This window comes from Pseudomonas sp. WJP1, assembly GCF_028471945.1.
GTDB lineage: Bacteria > Pseudomonadota > Gammaproteobacteria > Pseudomonadales > Pseudomonadaceae > Aquipseudomonas.
Genome location: NZ_CP110128.1, coordinates 3,593,261 through 3,613,321 on the forward strand (window position 1 = coordinate 3,593,261; position 20,061 = coordinate 3,613,321).

Sequence of the window (20,061 nt, forward strand, 5' to 3'; positions counted from 1 at the left end):
GTTCGGTATATGTTCTTGGGCAGCGACGAAACAAGCAGTAGCGCTATTTCGACCAGCCCTGAACAACGTCCTTGTGGGAGGCAATCCATGCATCGGCTTCGTCTTCAGGTGAACTGCCGTCGTTATCGATCTTATCCATGGCCGTGGCCACGGCTTGCTTGTCCAGGGTGAACTTTTGCAAGATTTTTTCCGCGGCCGGTATGGCGGCATACGCCTGTTTGTTGCCCAGTTTCAGCACGTCGACCTCCAGGCGGGTGTCGGGAAACTGCACAAACTCACCGGGATTTTTTTCGGTGAACCAGTTCGGCGTGAACATCCAGCCAAGGATCGGCTGCTTGCGATCAATGGCGCCCTGGAACGTGGCCAACAGTGCCGAAGGCGAACCCGAATTGATCACATTGAATGGCAGTTGATAGGTGGTGATGCGTACATCGGACCGCGAGCCCCAGTCAGCCGGGGCATCGACAAAACGTGCCTTGGGCTTGGTGTCGGCGGTGGCCAGGGCTTCAGCGCACTTGGGTTGTTTGAGCGCCTCGAAAGCAGGCAGTCCCGGGCAGAATTGCTTGAGGTAGTCCGGGTACCACCAACCTTCGGTGACTTTGACCCCGGTCGGGCCGTAGTTATTGACCTTGCCGGACGCCATGGCGGCCTTGGTCATCTCCACACCGGTGGTTTGCCAGGCACCGAGCGTGGCGTCGATATCACCGGTTTGCACAGCGGTGTACTGGGCCGCGGAGTCCACGGTCACATACTTGACCTCGTACCCCGCTTGCTTGAGTGCCTGGCCATACACCGCTGCAATGAAATCGGAGTCTGAAGAGTTGATGAACGAGATTCGCACCGGTGTCGAAATTTCAGGCACGGCAGCCTGGGCGAAGCCTAAGTTCATGCACGCTACAAGACAGGTAACCAGCTGACCTGCATTTCGATAGTTCATTCGCATACGCCTCAATAGGAATTGTTGTTGTCGATTGGGCAGGGCCGACTATGAGCCAGATGAATCGCGAGAATCGGGATGACCTTTTGTGATTGGCGCAGCAGGAAACAGCTGTTGCGTCCGTCAAAAAAAAACTACATATCGCCTCGCTTGCAAACCACAATGGCCCGATGCCAGAAGTGCAACAAGTGACTTTTTTTCGAGACATGTAAATCATATGAACGCGTTGACGCAGAGCCGTTGGCCGGCTCAGCGCAGCATGTACGAGGGGGTTTGAATTGCGGGGACGTTCTGTGGCATGGAGATTGCCTTGGACCAATAAAGCAGTACTGATCAATCTATTTTTGAGCAGAATCCACCCAAAAGGGGCATGCCATGCACAGCGTATTTTATGCGGCAGGTCATCTGGCCAGAGTCGGCATGCAGCCTGTTGGCTCAACGAACAAGCCCATCGAAACGAAGCGCTCCGCTGTTGAAATGCAGGCAAAAATTTGCGCCGCGATTTTGCTGTTGGCGTGGAGCGCGGCCTGTGCATTGTGGGTGATCGGCAGTTTCATCTGAACCAAATAAGCGCGGCAGTAACAGGTGACACCTCTGTTACCGCCGCGCCTTGATCACACTTCATCGAATGCCGCCTGGGCGACGATCTATTGACCGCTTCTGATCATGTCGGCGGCCTTTTCTCCAATCATGATGCACACCGAGTTAGGGTTACCTGAAATCAGTGTGGGCATGATCGATGCGTCAGCAACGCGCAGCCCTTCCATGCCATGCACCTTGAGATCCGGCGCGACAACCGAGTGCTCATCCACTCCCATGCGGCAGGTGCCTGAGGGGTGCAGCGCCGCGTGGGCTTCTTCGTGGCAGAACTTTTTCATCGCTTCTCGAGTACTGACGGCCGCGCACGGTACATGACGCCTTGCGAGGTAGGGTTTGAACGCGGCCTGGGACATGATTTCCTCACCCACCAGGCAACCATCCACCAGGCTTTCAATGTCATACGGATCGCTGAAGTAGTTGGGCACGATGCGCGGTGGCGACATCGGGTCGGCTGAATACAGTTCGACATAGCCCCTGGACCTTGGACGGATCTGCCCCAGATTCAAGGTACAGCCATTGCCCCCGGGAACCGAGTCGACGCCCTCTTCGATGCCCGCGCCAACGACCATGAAGTACTGGATATCGGGATTGGTTGCCGCCTTGTCTCCCCACCAGAAGGCACCGCCCTCGATCAGGTTGGACGCCGCCGGGCCTTGCCTGAACAGGGCGTACTGCAAACCCGCCAGCATTTTCCAATGCAGCTTCTTGTACTTGTCGTAGCTGTGGGGCCCCGTCAGCTCATACACCAATGACACTTCGATATGGTCCTGAAGGTTCTGACCCACGCCGGGCGAGTCCTTGATCACCTTGATGCCATGCCTTTGAAGCTGTGCGGCCGGGCCGATCCCCGACAACATCAACAAGCGCGGTGAGTTGATGGCACCGGCCGATAACACGATCTCCTTGTCGGCGTGCATGATCTGACGCACCCCGTTCTCGATGTATTCAACGCCGATCGCTTTGTTGCCCTGGGTCAGGATACGGATCACGCGGCATCCGGTTTTCACCGTCAGGTTCTTGCGTGATTTGGCGGGCGCCAGATAGGCCACTGCCGCACTGCTTCGAAAGCCGTTTTTCGCGGTGATTTGATACAGCCCGCAGCCCTGCGGTGTGCCTGAGTTGAAGTCCTCGTTGTACGGCAAACCGTACTGCTGGCAAGCGTGCAGCCAAACCTTGGTCAGTGGATGGATATTGATCGGGTCAGACACCCCCAGCGGGCCACCGACGCCATGAACGTCGTTGCAGAAACGCTCGTTATCCTCGGCTTTTTTGAAATAGGGCAATACGTCCTTGTAAGACCAGCCCGTAGCGCCCTGCTGCGCCCAACCGTCGTAATCGGCGGGTACGCCGCGAATATAAATCATCGCATTGACCGAACTCCCGCCCCCCAGCACGCTGGCCTGGACCATGGTCGGCGTTTCGCAACGGCGTTGATCTTGCGTGGGCTCCCACGCATAGCGCTTGAGCAGCGGACCTTGCGCCGTTTTGTAATAGGCGCCTGGAATATGGATGTAGGGATTGCGATCACGCGGCCCCTCTTCAAAAAGAACAACCGACGCAGACTTGTCTTCGCTGAGTCTCGATGCCACTGTGCAGCCTGTCGAGCCGCCTCCGATTACGATGAAATCCACCATGACGACTTACTACCTTTAGGGCACGCATTGCAGGAACGGGAGATTTGAATCTGGTGTGCACGGCCTTTATCGGCCAACAAGGCGGCTCAGAAGCGCCTTCAGGTCTTTCGCGACCTCATAGCTGTTTTGTTGCTGTTGTTTTTTACAAAACAACTCACAACTCCACCAACCGTCGTAACCGGTGGCCTTCACTGCAGCCGTCCACTCGGCGAGGTTCAATACTCCGTCCCCTGTCGGGACATCGCGCAGTACTTCTTCATTGGGAATACCGCCAGCAAAAGGCAACGAGTCGCACACATGCACGCCGTAGATAACCTCGGCGTTGATGCGTGCGATGTCTTCGGGCTTGACGCCAGACGTAAAGCAATGCCAGTAATCGATCACCATTTTGACGTTGTGGCGCTCGGTGCGATCAATCAGTTGCAGTTGATGTTCCAGTGTATTCAACGGGGTCCATGACAAGGCTTCGAGATAAAGAAGGACATCGTATTGTTGTGCCAGGTCTGCCAGCGCCGCCAGATTCCTCGCCGTCAGTGCATATTGCTCGAACTCGTCCAGCCCCAGTAATCCGCTGTAGTGATCGCTCGCGCCGCGCTGCCGGTAATCGATCACGGCCTGGACATTGATGGGCCCGGTGAGCACTTGGACACCTTTTGCGCCGACCAGATTGGCTAGTTGAAACAACCGTTGAGCTTCTTTGAGCATGTCATCGCGCTCGGTGCCCTGGCGTTCGATATCCCTCAGGTAGCCGATCCCCGTGACAGGGATATCCTTGAGCAAGGCTTTGAGTTCCGCCTCCGAGTAGCCGGCCTGCAACCAGGCCTCCAGTTTGCCGCTGTAGATCTCCAGCGCATCGAAACCGACAGTTCTGGCAATGTCGATGTCCATCGCCAGTGTCGAATGTTTTGCGACTGTGGAATGCAAGGCCAGGATGTTTTTTTGAGTGGTCATATCAGGCTCCTACCGTTGATTCCCAGTGTAGAGGGATAGGGTTGCGGTCGTTATTTCGCACTTGCAGGAAATGCGGCGCAATCTGACGCAGTTGCTGCGTCAGGTATCGACAGCGCGCAATTGGCACCAGCGGCCGCCAGTTCACGCACCCGTGTGGCAGCCCCCAACAGCACCTCACGCTCCAGAACACCGTCCTGAACCGCCGTCACGATAGCCTCGGCGATAGCGTCCAGGCCCGAATCGCTGGACACGAGCAACAGATGTGCCCCAGCCGCCAGCGAAGCGACTGCGGTGTCCGTGAGGGAGTTACCCCTGAGAATGGACACCGCATCAAGGTCATCAGAGATGATCAATCCTTCGAATCCGAGGGTGTAACGCAGCACCGCGATGACTTTGGACGAGGTTGAGGCCGAATGATCAGGGTCGATTGCCGGAAAAACGGCAGGCCCTGGCATGACTGCCTTCACACCGGTTGCGATGACTTCCTTGAATACTTCGAGGTTGTCATGAAGCAATTCAAGCGGCCCTGGAACCGAGGCTTCGGCAATTGCCGGATCCTGCTCGGTGACGTAATGACCGGGGAAGTGTTTAGCCGTTGCGATGACACCCGCGCGTTGCACCCCTCGAATAAAGGCACAGGATATGCGACTGACTTCAACGGGGTCGGCGCCTAGATGCCGGTTGTGCAACCATGGATTGGCCCCCGTCACTACATCGACGATCGGCGCCAGGAATAGATTGACTCCGAGGCTGCGCGCCACTCTGGCCATCTCGAAACAGCGCTGTTCGATGTCCTGCGAACCAAGATGCTTGAGTTGCTCTCTCGATGCGACGGCCGGGACCAGTTGGTGAAGGCGTTGGATACCTGCGAGCTCTTGATCCACGGCGATCAACACCGGTGAACCGGCTAATGACGTGGCTTCTCGCGCGATATCGATAAAATCGGTGGGTGATTCGACGCTCTTGCGCGCCGCGCTCATGTCTCGGCCGACGTACTCCTCCCGGGTCTCGCCCAACAAAATGGAAACGCCGCCGCGGCTCAAACAACGACGGACATTGTCGTCCAGTGTCAGATCACCGAACGCGGGAAGCAGGACCGAATACGCAGCTCTAAGCAGTTCACTTGACATGGTTTTTTCTCAACAAACGCGAGTGCTGGACAGAGACGCCCGGCCATTCAGGCCAAGGTCTCAAATATTGTGATCGCCTCCTGAAGGAAACGATTTACTGTTCGGGAAAAGGCACCCAGGCACGCCGCTCGCTGGACTCGACACAGGCCTGGGATAACACCACCCCCCGCACGCCCTCATGTATATCCGGTAACGGGACGGTGGTCGCCGTGCGCCACTGCGTTCCGGCCTCGAGGGCTTCGGCGAAATCGGCATACAGAACGGCCAGCGCCTCCAGATAGCCTTCGGTGTTTCCCGCTGGCAAGCTGGTAAAGGTCAGCGTCTGCGCCTTATTGTCGCTTTGGCCACGGCGGTAGAGACGGTCGGCGCCGTCAATGGGCGTGAACAGAAGCGTTTCTGGTGATTCCTGACACCACTCGACCGAGGCTTTGCTGCCGACGATCTTGAAACGCAATCCGTTGCGATGACCAGGCGCCGCGAAACTGGCCCATAACAAGCCATCGACGCCGCCCTCGAATTCAAGCTGCACCACACAGGTGTCGTCCAGCCCCCAACCTGGCACAACCGTGCTCAACTTGGCATTCAGGCTGGTGCAACGCCGCCCGGACAGGAATTCAAGCATGTTGAAGGCGTGTGTTCCGACATCTCCCAGCGCGCCGGTCGGCCCGGCCTTTTCAGGGTCGCCACGCCAGGCCAGGCTTTTGCTCAACCCATCGACACCGGGTGCCAACCATTCCAAAAGATACTCGACGTACATGAACCGGACTTCACCCAGCTCCCCGGCCTGGATACGGCTACGGGCGTCCCTGACCATGGGATAGCCCTGATAGGTGTAAGTCACTGCGAAAAAAGTATTGTGCCGCTCGGCAATGCTGGCCAACGCGTAGGCTTCTTGCGGACTATTGACCAACGGCTTGTCGCAGATCACCGGGATTCCCGCCCGCAAAAATAGCTGGCACGGTTCAAAGTGCAGGTGATTGGGCGTCACGATGACGACGGCATCAATCGGATCGGGGCGACACGACTCGGTAGCTGCCATGTCCTCGAATGACAGGTAAATTCGCTCTTGCGCCAGATGGAGTGCCGCCCCGGCCTCACGGCATTTGTCCGCATCCGAAGAGAAGGCGCCGGCGACAATATCGAAGCGGTTGCACAGGCGCATGGCGGCGCGATGATAGCTGGCAAAATAGGCGCCCTGCCCGCCACCCACCATCCCGACCTTGAAACGTCGTTGTCCTGGAATGTCGCCTGTTAACCTGGCCATGGTTCAAATCCCTCAATGAATGGCACGTACACACGTTCGCCACCTGGAGTATCAAGGGCGATGCGGCGTTTCTCCATTTCGCACCACGTCAATACATGACGCAGACCGCAGCACCCGAAATGAATAAACTTTGCAGGACCATTGGGTTCGGGGAGTTGCATGATGTTACCCGGCAAAGCCAATCTGTTACCTGCCGGGGCGGCGAGTAACCTTCGGCCGTTGGAGCTAGACTGATAAAGATCGATGGCTGGCCAGATTTCGAATATTTTCACACGGCATGGAACAAGCTTGAGATTAAATACAATATGATCAAGTGTTTACGGCGCAATGAAGTGACTTAACGGTTATTCAAGAATAACTACCATATAACCTCGTCGCTCAAAAACCCTTAGTTAAATCGAGACAGACTATGCCCCGCCCAGGAGACCCCGTCACCATGCCATTGACAGCTGCCACCTCGCACCCTGAGCGACAACAGGTTCGCAGCGACTTGCAAGCCAACGTGCAAAAAAACCTGAGTACGCTGGTCGAGTCCTGCCGTTCAGTGGCGGACATGTGCCGCAAAGTCGATGTCAATCGCCAGCAGTTCAACAAGTACCTGGTGGGCCAGCACGTTCCTTCGCAGAAGATTCTTCAGAAAATAGGCCGTTATTTCATGATGGAAGCCGAAGATCTTTTTCGGCCACCCGCCGAGTTCAAGAAATTCTATGAAGGGTATGAAAACGAATTGCCGACGGACTTGCGTGCCTCGGCGCAATTCAATCATTTTTTGCCTTTGGCAAAACAGTCGGCTGACTTACTCGAAGACTACCTGGGCGTCTATTACCGCTATCACAACTCTTCGATCTACAAAGGCAGAATCCTGCGCTCGGTTACTTGCCTGTATCGAGCCGATTCGATGGTCCAGTACGTCACGGTAGAACGTTTCCCGCTGCTCGATGGCAGCGGCAAGATTGGCTACTCGTTCACCTATCACGGTTTTTGCCTGCTGCTGGGGGACCGCCTGTTCATGGTGGATTTCGAAGGCAAACAACGCAACGAGATGACGTTTTCGATTCTGACCCCACAGCATCGCCGACCGATCCGCTTCCTCTATGGATTGGTCACCGGTGTGGCGTCGTCCTCCTTCCGCCAGCCCTTTTCAACCCGCATGGCACTGGGGCTGGTAGACAAAGGCAAGATCGGCAAACACCATCTGCGCAATGCAACCGCCGTGCTGCCCAGCGATCAATCCTTGCCGCTGGAGGTGCGTGAGTACATGACCGGCGACAACGCCACTATCGTGTGGGGCGGTCAGGCCTGAGGCGGTCCAAAGACCACCTCATCGATGCTCAGACCCAGTGACAGTGCCGCCGGTGATCGGCGGCAGCTCAACGGCGGCGCTAACTTGCTGGGCTTGCGAATGTTGCGCACCTTTGTCGTCGTCATTCATGGCGTTGCGAAAACCCTTGATGGATTCACCGACATCGCTTCCCAGGTTTTTCAGCTTCTTCGTGCCAAAGACCAGCACAACCACCAACAGAACAACGATCCAGTGTTTCCAGTCGAAAATACCCATAGCGTGATTCCTCTCGCAAGATTTGATTAATTACCTCGCGTGCCGCGCGCAGTAATGACTTCTACCAACGACGGGCCTTTGCTGTTTAGCGCCTTGATAAACGCTGGATTGAGCTGCGAAGCATGTTCGACCCGCCAGGCTTCAAGACCAAAGTTCCTGGCAATTGCGGCAAAGTCCGGTGAGTAAGGTTTGCCGTCCGGCAGGTTGAATTCACCCGCCTGGTGCTGTTCGACCAATGTGCTTTGCACATCACTCAAGGTCGCATCCCCGCTGTTGTTGAACACAAGAAACACCACGGGCAGACTGTGCATTACGCAAACCGCCATCTCCTGCAACGACTGCAGGAAATCCCCATCCCCCACGACACACACCACCTGGCGCGCCGGCATCGCGAGCTTTGCACCGATGGCCGCTGGCACCGCCCAACCCAGCGTCTCAGCACTGGCGGCGCACAAGTAACTGCCGGATTGATCGAAAGGAAACATATCGCCGACCAGTACCTGGATACTCCCCTCGCCGATCACCACAATCGCATCCCTCTCCAGGGCTGCCCCCCATTGCGACGCACGGTCATTTGCGACCTGAGGAAGAGCCGCGCCACACAGTTTGCTGACTGACGGTTCCATCATACGGGCGTCTGTCCGTTGCAATTGGGCATTAGCGCGCAAGGTGGCCGGGGGCAGGATTGCCTCAATCGAGGTGTTCTGAACAACCGCCGGGATATCCAGGCTGACCGGGCCGGCACGACCGCTGAGCATCAGGTCGAACGCCTGACGCAGGATTTGCGGCAACTGTTCAATCGACGAAACGTCCACATGCTGCTTGGTGATGCCCGTTGTCGTAGAGTCGTGCCGCTCGCTGTCACTGCTACTGATGACCAGCATGGCCGACGAGTCCGCCAACGCGGTCGCGATCCCGCCCAGCGCTTTCGAAATGCCCAATGGCACAGGAAGCACGACAGCCATGGGGCGTCCACAGGCGCGATAATAACCATCGGCAAGATGGACTGCACTGTGCTCCTGTATGACTTGAATGAACGGAATATCCGTACCGGGCATCCGTAACGCCTCCAGTAACGCCAATGAACCGGCCCCCGGCATCCCTGCCACATAATCGACGCCGTTCGCTTTCAGCGCTTTCGCAACAATCTGGCCACCAGTGAGTTTCACAGGATACTCCATTCAACAGCCGCAGGTTTCAGGGTGAATGCAACTCGCCCCGTCTCAGACCGCAAGGCGAGTATTCGCCTGGTGCCCTCAGGGCTCAATTTCGCACCCATTGCAAAAGAGACGCACATTGACGCAGTCGATCCCCGCCCTTTCCCGGCTCTTTGGGAACTATCGTTAACAAGTGCGCGCTGCGCCGATTAGGTCACTTTGATGCGTCAGAGTGCGTCGCTTTTATAGGGTCTGCGAAATTGAGTGCTCTGCCCGCCAGGCCAATACTCGATCCATGAAAACAACAAGCCGAGCCTATCAAGCGCTGGGCGCGACGCTTCAAGCCCTAACCCGGCAAGGTGAAAAAGGCGTCGTGCAATCCAGCCAGGGAAGAGTCAATCGGACCAGTGGAGGCCCGCGGCGCAATGCTCTCTCTTATGTGCATGCAAGTGCCGCCGCCCTCCCCAGCTGGATGGAAACACTGCTGGCCATAACACTGCCGATGTACATGACTGCATACATAAGGACGAGCCCGGCCACACTCGCCGAGCCGGAACCATTGCAAGTTGCTGATCGTTTGCTAACCACCACCCTAGGCAGGAACTCGAAATGAAAAAAGAAAAAGAGACGGGTTATGGACTCACCGGCATCGACCTGGATTCGATTAGCTTGAACAGGCGCACATTTTTGCTGGGGGCTGCCGCATCTGCCGCGGGGTTGTACCTGGGATCTTTCGCGCCCGGCGCATTTGCCGCCGCAGGCGGACACCTGGAAATTCTTGGCTGGGAAGGAGAAACCGGTGACGCGGAACTCGCTGACTGGCGCAAGCAGCGCGGCGTCACTGTGCGGTCAAGCTACGCCAGCAACCAGGACGACATTACCGCTCGTCTGGCGGGCGCCGATCCGGTGCAGCTTGACTTGACCATGTACGCGCTGGGCTACGAGATCATCTACAAGGAGATGGGGCTGCTCAAGGCCATCGACACATCGAAAATCCCCAATTACTCGGCCGAAGATACTGTCCCGCTATTCTATAAAGGCAGCCGCTGGTACTGGGATGGCAAGCAGTGGGGCATTCCCCTTCTGTGGGGCATGAACACCATCGTCTACAACCCGAAGAACGTCAAAAAGCCCACCGAATACAAAGACCTGCTGGACCCGAAATTGAAGGGGCGGCTGACCTTTGTCGATGACGGTACTTCGAACTGGTCGCTGATCGCGATTATTGCCGGCTATGGCGACAAGTTCCCCAACCTGACCCGTGCCGAGTTTGACGACGCATTCGAGAAACTCAAACCGTACCGTGACCAATGCCGAGTCTTCGCGGCCTCATCGGGCGATGCTGTTTCCCTGCTGGTTTCCGGCGAAGTGGACGCGGTTTTTTCGGCGACAGCCAACACGCCGTACGAGACCCGCAAGCGCGGAATAGAAACGGCCCTGTCGGTGCCCAAGGAAGGCGCGGCCCTCTGGTGCGATGCCTTGTTTGTGCCGAAAACGGCCAAGGACGTGCCGCTGGCGCTGGAGTTCATCAACAAGACGCTCGAAGCGCAAACACAGGCCAAGATGGCAACCACGATGTTCGCGGGCGTGGTCAACAGCAAAGCCGTGCCGCTGTTGCCCGAAGAGCTGAGAAACACCTACGACTATGCGAACCTGGACAGCTTTTTCGAGAAATCGAAACTCTACGGTCAGCCACCCCTGAGTTCCGACAAGTATGTGACCTATGCTGAATGGATCGATCAGTGGGCAAACTTCAAAGGCTCATTCTAGAGCTGTCGGCTAGCCGGTTTATAGAAACGCCTGTTTGAGGGGGCTGCACGAGAGAGTGGGTGCTTGCGAGCACGCGCCCCTCTGCTCGACGGCGGCCACAACGTGCACGCGCTCAGCAGAGCGCCCTCGTTATCGAAACAAAAAGCAAAGGCACACTCATCATGAACGTAGTCAACAACAGCGAGCCCATCCTCCTGGATGACAGGAATTCGAAGGCGGGCAAGCACGTGAAAATCGACAAAAAAACCTTGAGCGGCTACTTACTGGCGTCGCCTCCCCTGCTCTTCCTTATTGTATTTTTCCTCGTTCCATCGCTGCTGCTGCTGGTCGCGAGTTTCTGGACCGCCAAGACTTTCAGCATGGAGCCCGCCGCGACCCTTGCCAACTACGCCAGAGCCTTGAGCGCCAGCGGATTCTATGACTCGTTATGGATCGCGCTGCAAAACGGCTTCTGGACCGCCATGCTCTCGACGGTCATCAGCGCGCCTGTCGCCTATTACATTGTCTATCGAACGCGCTCCAACGCCGTCCTCTACCTGGCCTTGATTTCGTGGTTCTCCAGCTATCTGGTGCGGGTCTATGCCTGGCGCTCGATTTTGGGCACCAACGGCGTCATCAACTCCACGCTGCTGCACCTCGGTTTGATCGATCAACCCCTGGACTGGCTGGTATTCAGCAAGTTCTCGGTGGTGTTGACCCTTGTGCACATCATGCTGCCGTTCACCCTGCTGCTGCTGGTGTCTGGCCTGCGCGATATCAAGAAGGACTATCTGGAAGCCGCCGCAGATCTGGGCGCCAGCGGATCCACGATCCTATGGCGAGTGATCATGCCGATGGCGCACAAAAGCATTGTCAGTTCGTTCATGTTCACCTTCGTCCTCGCCGCCAGTGACTACGTCACGCCCCAAATGCTCGGGGGCAGAGATGCCATGACGACCGGTCTGGTGATCGCCAACCAGTTCCGCTCGGTGGGTAATTGGCCGCTGGGGGCAGCGATGGCCTACCTGTTGCTGCTGGTATTCATGCTGGTCTACGGGCTGCTTCTGGGTGTGTTGCGGGCTGCAAACCTGGCACCCGGCAAGCGTTACCACGACTGATTGCCGCCCATAAAAAAGGTAACTCGCCATGATCAGGCTATTCACTTACGTTTACATGTTGTTCCTTTACGCACCCATCGCGATCATCGCGCTGTTCAGCTTTCATTCGTCAGCTTCGTTGTCGTTCCCGTTCGAGGGGTTTTCCACTCAATGGTACGAGGCGCTGTTCAGCAGCTCGGACTTCATGACGGCGCTGACCAACAGTGCAATCGTCGCCGCGGGCTCGGCAATACTCACCACCTTGCTCGGCACGTTCTCGGCACTGGCGCTCATGCGCATGAAAGGTCGAGTCAAATCCGCCTTTGCCTTCATGAACTTCGCCCCGATCGCCTTGCCCGGTTTATTCCTGGGAATCGCGCTGGTGATTTTCTTCTCGTTGATCGGCCTGCCACGCTCGCTGCTCACCGTGATCATTGGCCATACGCTGTTCACTTTTCCGTTTTTCGTCGAGTCCGTGCGTTCACGCCTGGAGTACTTCGATCTGTCATTCGAAGAAGCGGCTCGTGACCTGGGCGCATCGCCGCTCAAGGCATTCTGGTTGGTGACGCTGCCAATCATCGGGCCGACGATTGCCGGTGCCGCGATCCTGGCGGTCGCACTTTCGATGGACGAGTTCCTGATCACCGTATTCGTCACCGGCAGCGACACAACGCTGCCCCTCATGATTCTTTCGATGATGCGCCGCGCCGTCAGCCCAACCATCAATGCCGCCTCGGTATTCATGCTGGTCGTGACCATTGCCATCATTGTCATCGCCGGCCTGGTCATGACCCTGCGCCGTCGCCGCCTCGAACTTGAACGCGCAGAAACTGCGGAGTAATCACCATGACCAACAGTATTGAACTGACCGGAATATCCAAGAGCTACGGCAACCTGACCGCCCTGGGCAAAGTCGACCTGACCGTAAAGCGCAACGAAATCCTGACATTGCTGGGCCCTAGTGGTTGTGGCAAAACCACGCTGATGCGCATCATCGCCGGCTTCGAAGAACCCACCACCGGCAAGGTCGTGATCGATGGCAAGGACTCAACGTCCCTGGCGCCTGAGCACCGTCCGGTCAACATGGTGTTTCAGAAATACGCCCTGTTCCCTCACCTGGACGTCTTCGACAACGTTGCTTTCGGGCTGCGCCTGAAGAAGAAACCGAAGGATGAAATCAAGCGTGAAGTGACCAAGGCACTGGAACTGGTGCAGCTGGAAAGCTTCAAGAATCGCTGGATTTCCGAGCTCAGTGGCGGGCAGGCGCAACGCGTCGCACTGGCCCGGGCGTTGGTGAATCGCCCCGCCGTGCTGCTGCTCGATGAGCCACTGGCTGCGCTGGACCTGAAGATTCGCCACCACATGCTCAATGAAATCAAACGGATCCACGAAGAGACATCGACAACGTTCGTGTATGTCACCCATGACCAGGACGAAGCGATGATCCTGTCCGACCGGGTGGTATTGCTGAACAAGGGTGGCATCGAGCAGATCGGTGGGCCGCAGGAGATGTATTGGTCGCCGCGTACGTTGTTCGCCGCGAAGTTTTTTGGCGATACCAACATCGTCAATGGCACGTACGGGCTTGGCGATACCAGCAACGGTTATGTTGATCTGCCGTTTGGTCGATACGCGCATACGGCCAAGAACAGCCTGGGTGCCGGCCCCGTCAACGTGTCGATCCGTCCGGAAACCATCGGTCTGCAGCCCGCTCAAGGCGCTGCGATGGCCGACGGGGCCTTTGTCGGCAAAGTGAAAGACACTTCGTTCATCGGTAATCGGGTTATTTATCGAGTAGCTGTGGCTGGCGGAACCATCGATCTTAAATGCCAGCAGTTGCCCACCCCCGGCAGCCACGCGCTACCACCTGGATCGGATGTGGCGCTCACCTGTAAACCAGACAGCTTTGTGGTGATACCGGCCTGAATGGCAATGCAGTGAACCAGCCCCCCTGCTGACTTCAGCATGGGGTATGTCAGCAACTTCAACGCTGGATCATCAGCTCTTCCCAAAGAGCATGATCCGGCGTTTTTTTTGATCAGGGCGGAACACAACAATGGTCGACTATATCGTGGTCGGGGGCGGGTCAGCCGGGTGCGTCATTGCGGCACGTCTCAGCGAAAATACACAGGTTTCAGTCGTTCTCCTCGAAGAGGGGCCAAAGGACATTCACCCGTTCATTCATCTTCCGGTCGGTTTCTACAAGACCAGCCAGGGCAACCTGGTCGAACGCTATCCCTGGGAGCCACCCGCGGACTATATCGGCCCCGCCAATCCGACCATGGTCCAGGCGCGGGTTCTTGGCGGCGGCAGTTCGGTCAACGCCATGGTCTACTTGCGCGGGCAACCGGCCGATTACGACAGCTGGGCAGCGGGTGGTGCTCAGGGCTGGGCCTACAACGACGTCCTGCCCTTCTTCAAGAAATGCGAAACCAACGATCGATTCAGCAATGATGCGCACGGCACTGATGGTCCGGTCGGCGTCAGTGATCAGCGTTTTACCCACCCTCTGACCAAGCTCTGGCTACAAGCCTGCCAACAAGCCGGGCTGGCCTATAACGCAGACTTCAACTCGGGGATGCAGGACGGTTGCGGGCTCTATCAAATCAACGCCAGGAACGGTCTGCGATCGAGCACGTCGGTCGCCTACTTGAAGCCTGCGCGAAAGAGACCCAATCTGACGGTCAAAACCAACTGCCGAGTCTTGCGCATCCTGGTCGAAAATGGCCGCGCAACGGGCGTTGAATACCTTGAAAACAATCAGCGTCGAGTACTCAGGGCCGAGCGCGAAGTCATTGTCAGTGCCGGGGCGATCAATACCCCGAAACTGTTGATGCTGTCAGGCATTGGCCCAGCCAGTCACTTGCGGGACAAAGGCGTCGAGGTAGTACATGACCTGCCTGGCGTCGGACAAAACCTGCAGGATCACATCGAAGTATCACTGATCAACGAACTGCGCCGCCCATTGAGCTACGACAAGTACAAGAAGCCGCACTGGAAACTCGCAGCCGGGTTGCAATACGCGTTGTTTCGAGAAGGGCCGGTGACTTCCAACGTGGTCGAAGGTGGCGCGTTCTGGCGTACATCTGTCGCCGAGAACCGTGCGGACGCGCAGTACTGCTTCATGGCGGGTGCCGGTGTAGAGGCTGGCGTGGGTTCCGTTCCCGGTGGCAACGGTTGCACCCTGAACGTGTGCCAGACCCGCCCGCGCTCGGCCGGTGCAGTGCAACTTCGCAGCGCAGACCCGATGGACTTTCCGTCGATTGAACCCAACTACCTGGCCGACCCCTTCGATGTCGAATGCATGATCGAGGCGACCGAATTCGGACGACACATCATGTCCCAGAGTGCGATGGCCGGTCATATTCTGCGCGAACACGTCCCCGCCGAACCATTGCGCACCCGTAATGACTATATGAATTTCGTGCGTCGGCAGGCGCATGCTGCGCTGCACCCGGTAGGCACCTGTAAAATGGGCACGGACGAGATGGCGGTGGTGGACAATGAGCTGCGGGTACAAGGCATCGAAGGCCTGCGAGTCGCCGACAATTCCATTGCCCCGACTTTGTGCTCCAGTAATACCAACGCGCTGGCGATCATGATCGGTGAGAAAGCGGCTGATCACATTCAGCGTGCCTTGTAGGAGCGATGGTTAAAAAAAGCTCCCCGATTGGGGAGCCTGAAAGCACTTGGAAAGACGGTGAGAGTGACCAGCAGCACCGAGAAACGACCAGTTTTCTCGCTATCCGCTTACCAGGTGCGGTGAAGACCCGCAGCCCTCAAGCGGACTGTTTGTAGCGACGAATGCGGATGTCCGCCTGCTCCTTGTGCCCGGCGAACCCTTCCATGCCGCACAAGCGCGAGCAGTATTCGCCAACCAGCACGCTGGCCTCATCCGTGAGGACACGTTGATAAGTGCAGGTCTTGATGAACTTGCCGACCCACAGGCCGCCGGTGTAGCGCGCGGTCCCGGTGGTGGGCAGGGTGTGGTTGGTGCCGATCACCTTGTCACCGTAGGAGACGTTGGTCCGCTGACCAAGAAACAGTGCTCCGTAGTTGGTCATGTGTTCGAGGAAATAGAGCGGGTCGCGGGTCATGACCTGTACGTGTTCGGAGGCAATCCGGTCGGCTTCCTGGACCAGTTCGTCAAGGGTGTCGCACAGGATGATTTCGCCATAATCACGCCAGGCGACTGACGCCACCGGCGCGGTCGACAGGATGGTCAACTGGCGCTCGATTTCTGCCGGCAGGGTTTCTGCAAGTGTAGGGCTATTGGTCAGGAATACGGCTGGTGAGTTGACGCCATGCTCAGCCTGGCCAAGCAAGTCGGCAGCAATGATTTCGACATCCGAGCTGTCATCGGCAATCACCAGGGTTTCAGTCGGGCCGGCGATCAAGTCGATCCCGATTTTGCCAAACAGTTGGCGCTTGGCTTCCGCGACATAGGCATTGCCTGGCCCGACGATCATGTCGACCGGCTTGAATGCTTCAGTACCCAACGCAAAAGCGGCAATCGCCTGGACCCCGCCGACACAGTAAATTTCATCGGCACCGGCCAGGTACATCGCGGTCACGATGGCCGGATGAGGCTTGCCATCAAAGGGCGGAGCCGCTGCGACCACGCGTTTCACCCCCGCCACCTTGGCGGTCAGCACGCTCATATGCGCCGATGCCAGCAGCGGGTATTTGCCGCCGGGAATGTAGCAACCCACCGAGTTCACTGGAATATTGCGGTGCCCCAGGATCACGCCCGGCAGCGTCTCGACCTCAACATCGTGCATGGATGCTTTTTGCACTTCGGCAAAACGACGTACTTGCGCCTGGGCGAATTTGATATCGCCGATTTCCTGTTCGGAAAGGCTGGCGACACAGGCCGCGATTTCTTCGTCGGTCAGGCGGAAGGACGCGGGTGCCCACTGATCAAACTTCCTTGAGTATTCACGAACGGCAGCGTCTCCGTTGTTGGCGACGTCGGCGATGATTTGCGCAACCGTATCGCGGACTTGAGAAGCAATCTCGGCTTGAGCTTCGACAGGCTTGCTTGTTTTCAGATAACGAATCATCAATAGGCTCCAGGTGGTTCTTGAGGGCACGCGACATGCCCTCAGCTTGGCGACCATCTTTTCTTAGCCCGCTCTCCCCGGCAATTTCGCAGCGCCTTCATTGATGACGCAATCTGACGCAGCACAGACGCACTGCTGAAGCACTCGAATCCGTCGGAAGCGTTATACGTATAACTTTTTCGTATCAAAACCCGACAGGCTGCATCACAAGCGCATGACGAGTTATCTACAGCCCTTTATTTATATAGGCTCAAACCGCCTATGTCAGCACTTTCCAAGACCCTTTCAGGAAATTAATCAAGTCGCCATTGACTTAGCGATTCGGAGTGATAATTTAAATAGGCGGTTATACGTATAACCTAATAATCACGCCCACATGAAGAGGTGACCAACCGTGAGTCGAGTCTTGTATTTATTCGGTGGCTGGCCCGGCCATTACCCCTATGAAATTGCTGCATGGGCCCGGACCGTTTTCCAGGAACTGGATTTCGAAGTCGAAGAGTCGACCGACATCTTCACGCTCGACAGGGACTTGACCGGCTACGACCTGATCGTGATCGGCTGGAACAATGCCGTCACCACGGAAACGCTGACCGCCTCCCAGGAAAAACGCCTGCTCGAAGCGATCGAAAGCGGCACTGGCCTGGTGGGTTGGCACGGTGCGGGTGCGGCCTTTCGCGCAAGCCTCAAGTACCACTGGGTGCTGGGCGGATCGTTTCTCGAGCATCCGATGGGCGAAGGCTTTCCCCATCCGTACCAGGTCAACGTCATCGATCGCACGCATGAGGTCACTCAAGGCGTCGAGGATTTCGAGGTCAGGTCCGAGCAGTACTACATGCAGGTCGACCCGAACATTCATGTGCTCGCCGAAACCACCTTCGATGGCAATCCATTTCCATGGATCAAGGGCCACCGCAGCCCGGTTGCCTGGGTTCGCCAGTGGGGCCAGGGCCGGGTGTTCTATCACTCGATCGGGCACGACACCAGCAACCTGGCCGACCCGAACATCCGTCGCCTGACCAGGCAAGGCCTGAACTGGGCAACGCGCGGGCGCGCACAAGTCACCGAGAAACCCTCCGCCTCCACCCCGTTTTCATCAACCCAAGGAGTCCTGTCATGAGCAAATTGACCGGCAGCCAGATCGTGGCGCAAACCCTGAAAAACTACGGCGTCGAGTATGTCGCCGGCATTCCTGGCCACGGTATCTGGACACTCACAGACGCCTTCCTCGAAGAAGACTCGAAACTCAAATTCATCCAGGTCTTCCATGAACAGAGCGCGGTCCACCTGGCAGATGGTTACTACCGGGTAGCCGGCAAGCCCATGGCTGCGGTCACCTCCATCGGTGCAGGTGCCGCCAACACCGTGATCGGCATGGCCACCGCCTTCACTGACTCCACCAGTCTGATGTTGATCACTGGCGGGCCGCCCACCCACATGCGCGGCCACGGTTTGCTGCAGGAACTGGAGCGCTATACCGACAACGACTTCCCGAAAATCGCCGAAGCAGTCACCAAGCGTCACTGGGTCGCGACGCGCGTTGAAGAGTTGCCGTTCATGATGCATCGGGCCTGGAGCTCGATGGTTACTGGCCGTCCAGGCCCGGTCCATCTGGAAATCCCGATGGACGTTCAGGCTGAAGCGGCTGAAGTGACCCTGCACGCTCTGGAAGAGCGTACGCCTATCGGCAAGTGCTTCCCGGACCCGGCGGCTACCGCTCGTGCCGTCGAGGAACTGAAGGCTTGCAAGCGCCCGGTGCTGGTCATCGGTGGCGGGGTTATCACCGGCGAGGCCAGCGCTGAAGTGCTCGCCCTGGCCGAGGCCTGGAAAATTCCTGTGGTAACCACCTGGAACGGCAAAAGCGGCTTCCCGGAAGACCACCCACTGTTCGCTGGCAGCGTCGGGCAGACCGGTACGATGTGCGGCAACAAAGTTGCCTCCACTGCCGATGTGATCATCGCCGTGGGTTGTCGCTTCACGGACTGGTCGTCGTCCAGTTATGCCAAGGGCGTGACCTTTGCCATTCCGCCGTCGAAACTGATCCACATCGACATCGACCCGCACGAAATCGGCAAAAACTATCCGGTCACAGTGGGCATTTGTGCCGATGCGAAATACGCGCTGGCGCATATCGTGGAAGGCTTGAAAGGCCAGGCTGTCGATCGCGAAGAGTACATGAGCGACTTGCGCGGCTATCAAGATGAATGGGAAACCAAGCTGGCCGGTCGCCGTGACTCCGATCGCTTCCCGTTTACGTCTCAACGGCCGCTGGGTGCGCTGCGCAAGGTATTCCCGCGTGACACCATCGTGGTGGTCGGGTCCGGCAACACCCAGGGTGCGGTCAAGCAAACCTTCCCGGTCTACACGCCCCGCACGCACCTGACATCGGGTGGATTCTCGTCCATGGGCTGGGCTGTGCCTGCCGCGATCGGTGCCAAGTTGGCCGCACCGAACCAACCCGTGGTGTGCATCCTGGGCGATGGTGACTTCCTGATGACCTCTCAGGAAATTGCGATTTGCGTGACCAACAACATTCCTGTCGTGTTCATGATCCAGAACAACGCCGGGTACATGTCGATTCGCGGCGGCCAGCGCAAGCAAACCAGTCGCCACATCGGCACCGAGTTCAACCATCCGGACGGCACACCTTACAGCCCGGATTTCAAAGCGGTCGGCGAAGCCTTCGGCCTGAAGTCCTATCGCGTGGAGCGCCCGGAAGATCTCGAGCCGATCTTGCAGGAAGCCCTGGACCTGAACGCTCCGGTGCTCATTGAAATCCCGACCGATCGCGACGCCGCAGGCCCCTGGGTACCGGGCTGGTGGGACTTCCCGATTCCTGAGTACATCACTGACGAACGTCAGGACGAGTACTGGGAAATCCGGAACTCCGAACAACACCTATAAGCACTGGAGCGGCTCAA

Annotated in this window: 17 protein-coding genes; 9 read left to right on the forward strand and 8 right to left on the reverse strand. The window is 57.4% G+C overall.

What is annotated here, in order from left to right; genetic code table 11:
* Nucleotides 1-43: 43 nt before the first annotated feature.
* Nucleotides 44-889 (reverse strand): glycine betaine ABC transporter substrate-binding protein, encoded by an 846-nt coding sequence (locus OH720_RS16100; RefSeq protein WP_272601959.1) that lies wholly within the window; start codon nucleotides 887-889, stop codon nucleotides 44-46.
* Nucleotides 890-1,312: 423 nt separating this feature from the next.
* Between OH720_RS16100 and OH720_RS16105 the strand changes: the two genes are divergently transcribed.
* A complete protein-coding gene (locus OH720_RS16105) occupies nucleotides 1,313-1,498 on the forward strand; it encodes a hypothetical protein (protein ID WP_272601960.1) in 186 nt (61 codons plus the stop codon).
* Nucleotides 1,499-1,584: 86 nt separating this feature from the next.
* Here OH720_RS16105 and OH720_RS16110 read toward each other — a convergent pair whose 3' ends face one another.
* From OH720_RS16110 to OH720_RS16125, 4 genes are all read right to left on the reverse strand, one after another.
* Nucleotides 1,585-3,171 carry a GMC family oxidoreductase gene (locus tag OH720_RS16110; RefSeq protein WP_272601961.1) on the reverse strand — a complete coding sequence of 529 codons (1,587 nt, stop codon included), beginning with the start codon at nucleotides 3,169-3,171 and terminating at the stop codon, nucleotides 1,585-1,587.
* A gap of 66 nt (nucleotides 3,172-3,237) precedes the next feature.
* Nucleotides 3,238-4,122: a sugar phosphate isomerase/epimerase family protein gene (locus OH720_RS16115; RefSeq protein ID WP_272601962.1), complete on the reverse strand. Its 885-nt coding sequence runs from the start codon at nucleotides 4,120-4,122 to the stop codon at nucleotides 3,238-3,240.
* Between the two features lie 50 nt (nucleotides 4,123-4,172).
* Complete coding sequence (locus OH720_RS16120; RefSeq protein WP_272601963.1) at nucleotides 4,173-5,252, reverse strand: glycoside hydrolase family 3 N-terminal domain-containing protein; 1,080 nt, start codon at nucleotides 5,250-5,252, stop codon at nucleotides 4,173-4,175.
* 94 nt (nucleotides 5,253-5,346) lie between these two features.
* Entirely contained in the window at nucleotides 5,347-6,516 is a 1,170-nt protein-coding gene (locus OH720_RS16125; RefSeq protein ID WP_272601964.1) for a Gfo/Idh/MocA family protein, read from the reverse strand.
* A gap of 436 nt (nucleotides 6,517-6,952) precedes the next feature.
* On the opposite strand from OH720_RS16125, the gene OH720_RS16130 reads away from it, so the two are divergent.
* Entirely contained in the window at nucleotides 6,953-7,819 is an 867-nt protein-coding gene (locus OH720_RS16130; RefSeq protein WP_272601965.1) for an XRE family transcriptional regulator, read from the forward strand.
* An 18-nt stretch (nucleotides 7,820-7,837) separates the two neighbouring features.
* Here the strand turns inward: OH720_RS16130 and OH720_RS16135 are convergent, their stop codons facing one another.
* Together OH720_RS16135 and OH720_RS16140 are read right to left on the reverse strand one after the other, a co-directional pair.
* Nucleotides 7,838-8,074: a twin-arginine translocase TatA/TatE family subunit gene (locus OH720_RS16135; protein ID WP_272601966.1), complete on the reverse strand. Its 237-nt coding sequence runs from the start codon at nucleotides 8,072-8,074 to the stop codon at nucleotides 7,838-7,840.
* 26 nt (nucleotides 8,075-8,100) lie between these two features.
* Complete coding sequence (locus OH720_RS16140) at nucleotides 8,101-9,243, reverse strand: thiamine pyrophosphate-binding protein (RefSeq protein ID WP_272601967.1); 1,143 nt, start codon at nucleotides 9,241-9,243, stop codon at nucleotides 8,101-8,103.
* Nucleotides 9,244-9,840: 597 nt separating this feature from the next.
* Between OH720_RS16140 and OH720_RS16145 the strand changes: the two genes are divergently transcribed.
* The 5 genes from OH720_RS16145 to OH720_RS16165 all read left to right on the forward strand — a co-directional run bounded on the left by OH720_RS16145 (nucleotide 9,841) and on the right by OH720_RS16165 (nucleotide 15,720).
* The gene (locus tag OH720_RS16145; RefSeq protein ID WP_272601968.1) at nucleotides 9,841-11,001 is read left to right on the forward strand and encodes an ABC transporter substrate-binding protein; all 1,161 of its coding nucleotides are present in this window, start codon (nucleotides 9,841-9,843) and stop codon (nucleotides 10,999-11,001) included.
* A gap of 161 nt (nucleotides 11,002-11,162) precedes the next feature.
* Nucleotides 11,163-12,098 carry an ABC transporter permease gene (locus OH720_RS16150; RefSeq protein WP_272601969.1) on the forward strand — a complete coding sequence of 312 codons (936 nt, stop codon included), beginning with the start codon at nucleotides 11,163-11,165 and terminating at the stop codon, nucleotides 12,096-12,098.
* A 28-nt stretch (nucleotides 12,099-12,126) separates the two neighbouring features.
* Nucleotides 12,127-12,918, forward strand: coding sequence for an ABC transporter permease (locus OH720_RS16155; RefSeq protein WP_272601970.1), 792 nt, complete (start codon nucleotides 12,127-12,129; stop codon nucleotides 12,916-12,918).
* Between the two features lie 5 nt (nucleotides 12,919-12,923).
* Nucleotides 12,924-14,003 (forward strand): ABC transporter ATP-binding protein, encoded by a 1,080-nt coding sequence (locus OH720_RS16160; RefSeq protein WP_272601971.1) that lies wholly within the window; start codon nucleotides 12,924-12,926, stop codon nucleotides 14,001-14,003.
* 130 nt (nucleotides 14,004-14,133) lie between these two features.
* Nucleotides 14,134-15,720: a GMC family oxidoreductase gene (locus tag OH720_RS16165; protein WP_272601972.1), complete on the forward strand. Its 1,587-nt coding sequence runs from the start codon at nucleotides 14,134-14,136 to the stop codon at nucleotides 15,718-15,720.
* Nucleotides 15,721-15,856: 136 nt separating this feature from the next.
* Here OH720_RS16165 and hisD read toward each other — a convergent pair whose 3' ends face one another.
* Complete coding sequence (gene hisD / locus OH720_RS16170; protein WP_272601973.1) at nucleotides 15,857-17,140, reverse strand: histidinol dehydrogenase; 1,284 nt, start codon at nucleotides 17,138-17,140, stop codon at nucleotides 15,857-15,859.
* A 394-nt stretch (nucleotides 17,141-17,534) separates the two neighbouring features.
* Here hisD and OH720_RS16175 point away from each other — a divergent pair, with 394 nt between their 5' ends.
* Both OH720_RS16175 and OH720_RS16180 read left to right on the forward strand, forming a co-directional pair.
* On the forward strand, nucleotides 17,535-18,260 hold the full coding sequence (locus tag OH720_RS16175) for a ThuA domain-containing protein (RefSeq protein WP_272601974.1): 726 nt from the start codon (nucleotides 17,535-17,537) through the stop codon (nucleotides 18,258-18,260).
* Nucleotides 18,257-20,044 carry a thiamine pyrophosphate-binding protein gene (locus OH720_RS16180; protein WP_272601975.1) on the forward strand — a complete coding sequence of 596 codons (1,788 nt, stop codon included), beginning with the start codon at nucleotides 18,257-18,259 and terminating at the stop codon, nucleotides 20,042-20,044. The genes OH720_RS16175 and OH720_RS16180 overlap by 4 nt, the downstream gene beginning before the upstream one ends.
* Nucleotides 20,045-20,061: the final 17 nt, after the last annotated feature.

Coding starts and splice junctions, on each gene's coding strand:
- OH720_RS16105 (WP_272601960.1), top strand. CDS start 1,313: ATGCACAGCGTATTTTATGCGGCAGGTCATCTGGCCAGAGTCGGCATG.
- OH720_RS16155 (WP_272601970.1), top strand. CDS start 12,127: ATGATCAGGCTATTCACTTACGTTTACATGTTGTTCCTTTACGCACCC.
- OH720_RS16160 (WP_272601971.1), top strand. CDS start 12,924: ATGACCAACAGTATTGAACTGACCGGAATATCCAAGAGCTACGGCAAC.
- OH720_RS16120 (WP_272601963.1), bottom strand. CDS start 5,252: ATGTCAAGTGAACTGCTTAGAGCTGCGTATTCGGTCCTGCTTCCCGCG.
- OH720_RS16165 (WP_272601972.1), top strand. CDS start 14,134: ATGGTCGACTATATCGTGGTCGGGGGCGGGTCAGCCGGGTGCGTCATT.
- OH720_RS16100 (WP_272601959.1), bottom strand. CDS start 889: ATGAACTTAGGCTTCGCCCAGGCTGCCGTGCCTGAAATTTCGACACCG.
- OH720_RS16115 (WP_272601962.1), bottom strand. CDS start 4,122: ATGACCACTCAAAAAAACATCCTGGCCTTGCATTCCACAGTCGCAAAA.
- OH720_RS16150 (WP_272601969.1), top strand. CDS start 11,163: ATGAACGTAGTCAACAACAGCGAGCCCATCCTCCTGGATGACAGGAAT.
- OH720_RS16125 (WP_272601964.1), bottom strand. CDS start 6,516: ATGGCCAGGTTAACAGGCGACATTCCAGGACAACGACGTTTCAAGGTC.
- hisD (WP_272601973.1), bottom strand. CDS start 17,140: ATGATTCGTTATCTGAAAACAAGCAAGCCTGTCGAAGCTCAAGCCGAG.
- OH720_RS16130 (WP_272601965.1), top strand. CDS start 6,953: ATGCCATTGACAGCTGCCACCTCGCACCCTGAGCGACAACAGGTTCGC.
- OH720_RS16145 (WP_272601968.1), top strand. CDS start 9,841: ATGAAAAAAGAAAAAGAGACGGGTTATGGACTCACCGGCATCGACCTG.
- OH720_RS16180 (WP_272601975.1), top strand. CDS start 18,257: ATGAGCAAATTGACCGGCAGCCAGATCGTGGCGCAAACCCTGAAAAAC.
- OH720_RS16135 (WP_272601966.1), bottom strand. CDS start 8,074: ATGGGTATTTTCGACTGGAAACACTGGATCGTTGTTCTGTTGGTGGTT.
- OH720_RS16110 (WP_272601961.1), bottom strand. CDS start 3,171: ATGGTGGATTTCATCGTAATCGGAGGCGGCTCGACAGGCTGCACAGTG.